The sequence below is a fragment of the Corallococcus sicarius genome, assembly GCF_003611735.1.
In the GTDB taxonomy this organism is placed as follows: Bacteria; Myxococcota; Myxococcia; order Myxococcales; family Myxococcaceae; genus Corallococcus; species Corallococcus sicarius.
Genome location: NZ_RAWG01000386.1, coordinates 1 through 7,679 on the forward strand (window position 1 = coordinate 1; position 7,679 = coordinate 7,679).

6 protein-coding genes are annotated in these 7,679 nt (G+C 72.6%); 2 read left to right on the top strand and 4 right to left on the bottom strand.

The annotated features are described in order from the left end of the window. Positions 1 to 181 precede the first annotated feature (181 nt). Positions 182 to 601 carry a hypothetical protein gene (locus tag D7X12_RS36435; protein ID WP_120629811.1) on the bottom strand — a complete coding sequence of 140 codons (420 nt, stop codon included), beginning with the start codon at positions 599 to 601 and terminating at the stop codon, positions 182 to 184. Positions 602 to 692: 91 nt separating this feature from the next. On the opposite strand from D7X12_RS36435, the gene D7X12_RS36440 reads away from it, so the two are divergent. Further along, entirely contained in the window at positions 693 to 4,328 is a 3,636-nt protein-coding gene (locus tag D7X12_RS36440; RefSeq protein WP_120629812.1) for a tetratricopeptide repeat protein, read from the top strand. Between the two features lies 1 nt (position 4,329). Continuing rightward, a complete protein-coding gene (locus D7X12_RS36445; protein ID WP_439329412.1) occupies positions 4,330 to 4,716 on the top strand; it encodes a hypothetical protein in 387 nt (128 codons plus the stop codon). A gap of 5 nt (positions 4,717 to 4,721) precedes the next feature. Here D7X12_RS36445 and D7X12_RS36450 read toward each other — a convergent pair whose 3' ends face one another. From D7X12_RS36450 to D7X12_RS36460, 3 genes are all read right to left on the bottom strand, one after another. Continuing rightward, positions 4,722 to 6,779: a RecQ family ATP-dependent DNA helicase gene (locus D7X12_RS36450; protein WP_120629813.1), complete on the bottom strand. Its 2,058-nt coding sequence runs from the start codon at positions 6,777 to 6,779 to the stop codon at positions 4,722 to 4,724. Between the two features lie 52 nt (positions 6,780 to 6,831). Beyond that, positions 6,832 to 7,095, bottom strand: a complete 264-nt coding sequence (locus D7X12_RS36455) for a DUF3006 family protein (RefSeq protein ID WP_120629816.1) — start codon at positions 7,093 to 7,095, stop codon at positions 6,832 to 6,834. Further along, on the bottom strand, positions 7,095 to 7,679 hold a 585-nt coding region (locus D7X12_RS36460), incomplete at its 5' end, for a JAB domain-containing protein (protein WP_120629815.1). The genes D7X12_RS36455 and D7X12_RS36460, both read right to left, overlap by 1 nt.

Consider the following 7,679-nt stretch of genomic DNA (forward strand, 5'->3'; position numbering starts at 1 on the left):
GCCGGTGCCAACCCCAGCGGGAGGGTTGGCACCGGCATTGCTCTACAGCCAGGCAACACGGCGGAGTCGCAGCGGGCCTGAGAAACACTGCGCGACCCCGTCACCCTGGTAGGGGGTTCCATTGGGGAACCCTCGACGCCCACCGTCTCGGCCGGCCCCGAGGCGGTGGGCGACTTTTTTTCTACTCCAGCTCGCCCGCGAACGGGCCCGACTGCTGCTTCTCCAGCAGCCAGACGCCGTCCCGGAAGACGAACTCCGAGGTGACGGTGTCCGTCTGCTCGGAGGCGGAGGGCAGGCGCATCCACTGGACGCGGCTGTGCACGGTGGCGTGCTTGCCGTCCTCGGCCAGCTTCACGTCCTCGATTTCATAGTCGGTGACGGTGAGGTCGCGCTCGTCGTGCAGCTCGCGGCGCTGGCGCTCGAAGTCCTGGCGCTCCTCGGGGACGAGGAAGCTGGACAGGGCACGGTAGTTGCGCCAGCGCAGGTTCTTGTGGAAGCCCTCCACGACGGGACGGAGGGCCTCCAGGTCCGAGGTGGGGGGAGTGTGGGCACAGGCCCCACCGAGGAGCAGGGCGAACATCAGGGCAGGCAGGCGATTCACGTGCGCGAGGCTACCACCGGCTGGGCGCGGGGCACGACGGCAGTGCTATGGTCCGCGCTCCCCCGCCCGAGCACCGGAGTCGCGACTCAACATGGCCAAGTCGATGGTGGAGCGCTACGAGCAGCTCCTCCGGCAGGACCCGACCTCTTCCGTCTTCGTGGAGCTTGCGAAGGCGTTGTTGGAGAAGGGAGACGCGGCGCGCACCATCGAGGTGTGCACCCAAGGCATCGCCCACCACCCCACGTCCACCGTGGGCCGGGTGTTGTGGGGCAAGGCCCTCATCCAGTTGGGCCGGCCCGCCGAAGCGATGGAGCAGTTCGACCAGGCCATCGCCATCGAGAAGGACAACCCCTACGCCTACAACCTCATTGGCGAGGTGTTGTTGCAGCGCGGGCTGTACCGCTCGGCGCTGCCCATCCTTCGCAAGGCCGTGGCCCTGCAGCCCAACAACGGGCGCGTGAAGCAGTGGTTGGATCAGGCCCAGCAGGCGCTGTCCGGTGGACCCGCGCCCATCTTCGCGGACCTGGGCACCCTGGTGGTTCCGGCGGCGGCGCCGGACGAGGACGAGCCCAAGGCCCCGGAGTCGGGGGAGGCCGCTCCGTCCGCGTTCGATGCGCGAGCCGCGGCCGCGGCGGGACTGGAGCCGCGCCGCGCCCGGACGCAGACGCCCGTGGGTGGCGTGGAGCGTGCGCCGACGGGTGAGGCCGCGAGCGGGGAGGCGCGGACGGGGGAGGATGGCTCCGCCGGTGCTTCGGAGGCGCGTGCCTCTGAGGACTTGGACGGTGCGCGAGGTGAGGGCGCCGAGGCCCCCGTGGATCCGGGACAGGAGCCGGGCTCCGGACGTGGTCGTGCGGCGCGTGGGCCTTCGGATCCGGGGCAGGAGCCGGGTTCGGGGCGCAGTCTTGCGGCGCAGGGTGCGCCTTCGGATCCGGGCCAGGAGCCGGGCTCCGGGCGTGGACGTGCGGCGCAGGGCCCTTCGGATCCAGGGCAGGAGCCGGGGTCCGGACGTGGGCGCGCGGCGCAGGGTGAGTCTTCGGATCCGGCCCAGGAGCCGGGTGCCGGTCAGGGACGTTCCCCTCCGATGCTGGCGGATATCCCGGAGCCTGCGGCCGACGAGGCCTCCGGGGCGCTGAGCGGCGGCCTGCTGGGAGACCTTCCGCCTCCGGAGACGACGGCGCGGGCCCGCACGGTGGCGCCGGCTGCACCCGTGGTGGTGACGGCGACGTCGGGCGGCAAGCGCTCGCTGCTGGACGACATCCCGGATGCCTCGGAGCTGGCGGCGGCGGCGGCTCGCAACAAGGCCGCTGCGAACGCGCAGGACACGGAGGCGCTCGCGTCGAAGTACGAGCGCGAGATGCACGAGAAGATCGCCAAGGAGCGGGCGAAGCAGTCGCTCCTGGAGCGCTACGGCACCAAGACGGTGGCCCTCTTCGTCGCGCTCATCTTCCTGGGCGCGAGCGCGGGCTTCTTCCTGCTCTACCGCTCCCGCCAGGGCGGCCAGACGCTGTCGGAGACGTTGGAGCTGGCCCGCCGCGCCATCGCGCAGGACACCGGCGTGTCGCTGGACGAAGCGCTCCGGCAGCTCGAGCGCGCACGGGACATGGACGAGTCCAGCGCGCAGGCCTGGGCGCTCACCGGCTATGCGCACGCGCTGCGCTTCCAGGACCACGGCGCTTCGACCGAGGACCGGCGGCTGGCGCTGGAGGCCCTGGAGAAGCCGGGCGTGAGGGACGGCTTCAGCGGGCTGGTGCTCGCCACCAACCAGCTCGTCGCCGACGAGCGGGGCCGTGAGTCGGCGCGCCGCGCGCTGCTCGCCTCGCAGGACGACGTGACGGAAGTGCACGCGCTCGCGGGCAGCCAGCTGCTGGCCGCGAAGGACGAGAAGAAGGCCCTGGACCGCTTCGACCGCGCGCTCAAGGCGTCGCCGAGCAATGTCCGCGCGCTGGTGTCTCTGGGCGGCTACTACCTGGCCTCCGAGGACTTCCCGCAGGCGCTGGAGATGTTCAAGCGCGCGCGCGAGGTGTCCAAGGAGCATCCGGCCGCCCGCATCGGCATGGCCGAGAGCCGGCTCGCGCTGGAGCAGGAGCTGGATGCGGCCCTCGCGGACGTGGCGCCGCTGGCGCAGGACCCGAAGCTGCCCCCCGCGCTCAAGCCCCGTCAGCAGCTCGTGCACGGAGAGCTGCTGTCCGCGCTGGGCAAGTATGACGAGGCCCGCACGATGCTCACCCAGGGCACGCAGGGGCCGCTGGCCATGGACTTCCAGTTGGCGCTCGGGGCCGCGGGCCGCGCGGCCGGCAAGCTGGAGGCTGCGCAGCAGGCCTATGAGGCCGCGCTGAAGCTGCAGCCCAAGAGCGACGAGGCGAAGGAGGGACTCGGCCGCACGCTGCTGGACCGCGACCGCGAGCGCGAGGCGCTCCAGCGGCTGGAGGCGGACGGCGGCCGCAAGGTGGCGCTGGTGCGCGGTGCTGCATACGCGCGGCTCGGGGACTGGAAGCGCGCCCGTACGGAGCTGGCCCGCACGCGCGTGAACGACCGCTACCCGCCGGAGGCCGTGGCGTGGCTGGCCCTGGCGGACGCGAACGAGGGCAACGGCGCCCAGGCGCGCGACGTGCTGGAGAAGGCGCTGGCCAAGCGGCCTCGCACCGACCTGCGCGTGGCGCTGGGACAGGTGTACTGGCGTGAGCGCGCGCTCGACAAGGCGCAGGCCCAGTTCGACGAGGCGCTGAAGGATCCGCGCGACTACGAGGGCGCGTGCTCACTGGGGCGGCTGCTCCTGGCGCGCGGGCTGCCGGACATGGCCCTCAAGCCGCTGACGCAGGCGGTGGCTCGCAACGGCTCGCACGGCGAGTCCCGCGACGCCCTGGGCCGCGCGCTCCTGGCGCTGGGCCGCACGCCGGAGGCGCTGAAGCAGTTCGAGGCGTGGCAGCTGGACAACCCGGGCAACGCGGCGGCGCACAAGGGCTTCGCGCTGGCGCTGTACCAGTCCGGCCGTCGCAAGGAGGCGGAGGGCGCGTCGGGCCGCGCGGTGAAGCTCGCGCCGGACGACGCGGAGGGGCAGCGGCTGCGCGCGGCGCTCCTGTTCGCCAACGGCGACGCGAAGGGCGGCTTCTCGGCGCTGGAGCGCTCCAACAAGCTGGACTCCAAGAACCCCGACACCTTCTGTGAGATTGCCCAGGCGTTCCTGCGCCAGGGACAGGTGGAGAGCGCGGACGCGGCCTTCGCGGCGGCCCGGCGCGAGGGACCGGACGCGACGTGCGGCCGCGTGGGCGAGCTGTACGCGCAGCTTCCCGCCGGAGGCCGCGGGGCGGCGCGCACGCTGCAGGACCTGGCCGACAAGGCGCCCACCGTCTGGGACAAGGCCTTCGCCCAGACGACGCTGGCGCGGGTGCTGCTGGGCGCCGGCGCGGTGAAGGAGGCGCGCGCCGCGGCGGACGAGGCCGTGAAGCTGGCCCCCTTCAACGGGCGGGCGTACCTGGCGCTGGGCCTGGTGGCCTTCAAGCAGCGGCAGGAGGCCCCGGCCCGCGAGGCCCTGGCCAAGGCGGTGGTGCTGGAGCCCACGGATGGTCTGGCGCACCTGGCGCTGGCGGACGTGCTGGTGCGCGAGTCGTCCGAGCTGCTCCGGGCGGTGGAGGCCTACGAGGCCTTCCTGCGCCTGGCCAGCGGCGCGCCGGAGGCAAACCGCGTGAAGAAGGCGCTGCCACTCCTCAAGCGTCGGGCGTCGAGATAGCGTGATCGACGTGCGCGAGCGGCCCCCGTCGTCCCCCCTGCTGCAGGTCATGTGGGGCAACGCCTTCCTGCTGTCGGTGCTCTACCTGCTCGTGGGCATCGTCGTGGAGTTGATCCGCCGGCGCTACCGCTCGCCCTTCTTCGAGCGCCTGTCCATGGCGCTCGACTCGCTGCCGGCGCGCGCGCTGGAGCTGACGCACGGCCTGGAGCCGCTGCGGGAGGCCTACTTCAACGGCCGCGTCTCCGACCTCGGCGTGCGCGTCATCTTCGGCGCCGTCACCGTGGCGGTCATCTTCCTGCTCGCGCTGGTGGTGGGCGTGCTGATGGCCGGGCTGCGGTGGGCCGTCCTCCGCGCCGCCAGCAGCAGGAGCGGGCCCCCGAAGGCCTGAGGGGCCTAGCGGCGCAGCTTCGACGACTTGCGCACGCGCGGGGGCACGGGCGTGGCCTGCGGCTCATGGCCCGCGGCGCGCGCCATCAGGCAGATGTCCACCACCTTGGGGCCGAAGCGCTCCCAGCGGCTCTCCCCGGTGCCCTTCACCGCGAGGAAGGACTCGCGGTCCACCGGCAGCGCGGAGGACAGCCCCAGCAGCGTCGCGTCGTTGAAGATGATGAAGGGCGCGATGCCCAGGTCCTTGGCCAGGTCCCTGCGCCAGCGGCGCAGCTCCGTGGACGCAAGCTCGCTGTAGGCCATCACCGGCGCGCCGGCCGCGGCGGGCTGGGAGCGCGAGGACGACCCGGCCAGCTTGGGCATCATGCTGCCCGCGCACCGGTCACACGTGCCGCACACGGCCGCCGCGTCCGCCTGGCCGAAGTAGCGCAGGATGAACGCGCGCCGGCACTTCGGCGTGTACGCGTAGTCCGTCATCCGCTTGAGCATCAGGAGGTTTCGCCGCTCCTGCTCGCGCACCCGGCTCAGGTCCACGCTCAGCTCGCGAAAGGGCACGCGCTCCAGCGCGCGGATGGAGCGCCCCGCGAAGGGCTTGCGCACCCCCACCACGCCGGCCTTCTCCAGGAGGCCCAGCGCGTGCCGCACCTCCTCCTCCGACAGCGCCGTGCGCCGCGCGAGGATGGGCAGCTCCGTGGTGGCCTGGCGCCCCACGGGGAAGGTCTCCAGCAACGAGCGGAGCAGCCGCTGTGACTCCGCCGCGTGCGGCTGGGCCGTGGGGGCCTTGTCCGTCAGCGTCAGCCCGTACTCGCCCTCGCCCCGGCCACCGCGCTCCAGCTTGCCCTCGCGCTCGAAAATCTTCAGCGCGGCGGAGACCTCGAACTCGCTGGCCCCCACCATGGCCGCCAGCGCGTGCACGCCCCGCTCGAACTCGTCCACGCCCTGGAGCGCCGTCCACACGTCCGACAGCACGGACTCCGAAGGGTGGCTGCCCTGGATGAGGCGCTCCTGCGTGTACACGTCCGCGTGGTTGAACAGGAGCACCGCCGTGGCGGGGTTGCCGTCGCGGCCCGCGCGGCCAATCTCCTGGTAGTACGCCTCCACCGCGCGGGGGATGTTCGCGTGCGCGACGAAGCGGATGTCCGACTTGTCGATGCCCATGCCGAAGGCGTTGGTGGCCACCGCCACCGCCTCCTTCGCGGACATGAAGTCGTCCTGCGCGCGGCGGCGGGCGTCGTCGTCCATGCCCGCGTGGTACAGCACTGCGCGCACCTTGCGCGTCAGGAGCGCGGAGTGCATCCCTTCCGCCGCCTTGCGCGTGGAGCAGTAGATGATGCCGCTGCCGCCCTTCGCCGCCAGCTGCGTGCAGGACTCCCGGCGCTCCTCGTCCCCGCTGACGTTCACCACGTCGAGGAAGAGGTTGGGCCTGTCGAAGCCCTCCGCGAACACGTGCGGGTCCTTCATGAGCAGCACCCGGACGATGTCCTCGCGCACCTCCGGCGTGGCCGTGGCGGTGAGGGCCACCGTGCGCGGCGGACGCAGCCGCTTGCGCACCTGGCCCAGGAGCGCGTAGTCCGGCCGGAAGTCGTGGCCCCACTGCGAGATGCAGTGCGCCTCGTCCACGGCGAGCAGGTCCACGCCCAGCTCCGAGACCATGTCGAGGAAGCTGCTGCTGCGGAAGCGCTCCGGCGCGACGTAGAGCAGCTTGTACTCGCGGTTGCGCAGCTTGCGCAGGCGCTCCGCCCGCTCCAGGTCCGACAGCGACGAGTTGATGAAGGTGGCCGAGATGCCGCGCGCGGTGAGCTGCTCCACCTGGTCCTTCATCAGCGCGATGAGCGGTGACACCACCAGCGTGATGCCCGGCAGCAGCGTGGCCGGCAGCTGGTAGCACAGGCTCTTGCCCGCGCCCGTGGGCATCACCACTACGGTGTTGCGGCCACTGAGCACCGAGCTGATGACGGGGGCCTGGCCCGGACGGAACTCCGACAGGCCGAAGTACCGCACCAGTCCCCGCTGGGCATCTTCGAGGAAGGGCAGGGACTCCGGCATCGCGCGCATGTTCATCATCCTGGGTCGGCCGTCAACGCCAATCCCGTCCGTGGGCTCCGGCGCCCGCACCTCACAACTCGAGCCCCGGAGGAAGGGGAACCGTCAACGCGGCCCGTTTTCGCGCCACCTCGCGCCGCAGTTGCTCCGTCCGCTCCGGGTCCAGGCGACCATCCATAACGATGTCCCCTTCGCGCGCGCCCGGCGGCAGCGTCCAGCGCTCCACCGTGCATGCCTGCCCGCTCCCGGTGCGCACGACCCGCGCCCGCGTGTCCTCCAGCAGCTCCACCCGCACGGGACCCATGCCGAGTCCCAGCAGCAGCACCCCCGCTCCCATCACCAGCCCCCGCCCGGCATGCCGCACTTGCGCCGTCCCTCCCGCTCGCTGTCTGGCAGCAGGCCCCGCTCCAGCATCGACACGTAGGTGCCGTCCCCCACGACGACGTGATCCAACAGCTTCACGCCCAGCAGGCCCGCCGCCCGCGCCAGGTGTTCGGTGAGGCCCACGTCCTGGACGCTGGGCTCCGGGTCCCCCGACGGGTGGTTGTGCGCGAAAACGACGGCCGTGGCCCGCGCGGAGAGCACCGCGGCGAACACCTCCCGCGGATCCACCGGGCACGCGCTCAGCGTCCCTTCCGCCACCCGGGCGTCGTGCACCAGCACGTTGCGCGGGTTGAAGCACAGCACGTGGAACACCTCGCGCCGGAGCGCACCCAACGTCGGCGTGAGGTACGCGTGGATCTCCTTCGGCGTGCGCAGCCGGGGCCGCCGCTCCGGGGAGCGCTGCGCGCGCCGCCCCAGCTCCAGCGCCGCCAAGAGCCGCGACGTCCGCGACGGACCCACGCCCCTTCGTGCACACAGCACGCGCGGATCCTCCTGCACCAGCGCCTTGAGCCCGCCCTGCGCCACCAGCCCCCCGTC

Excerpts from the sequence above, each read along its gene's own strand:
- D7X12_RS36455 (WP_120629816.1), bottom strand. The coding sequence starts at position 7,095 with ATGGGAGCGGGGGTGCTGCTGCTGGGACTCGGCATGGGTCCCGTGCGG.
- D7X12_RS36450 (WP_120629813.1), bottom strand. The coding sequence starts at position 6,779 with ATGATGAACATGCGCGCGATGCCGGAGTCCCTGCCCTTCCTCGAAGAT.
- D7X12_RS36440 (WP_120629812.1), top strand. The coding sequence starts at position 693 with ATGGCCAAGTCGATGGTGGAGCGCTACGAGCAGCTCCTCCGGCAGGAC.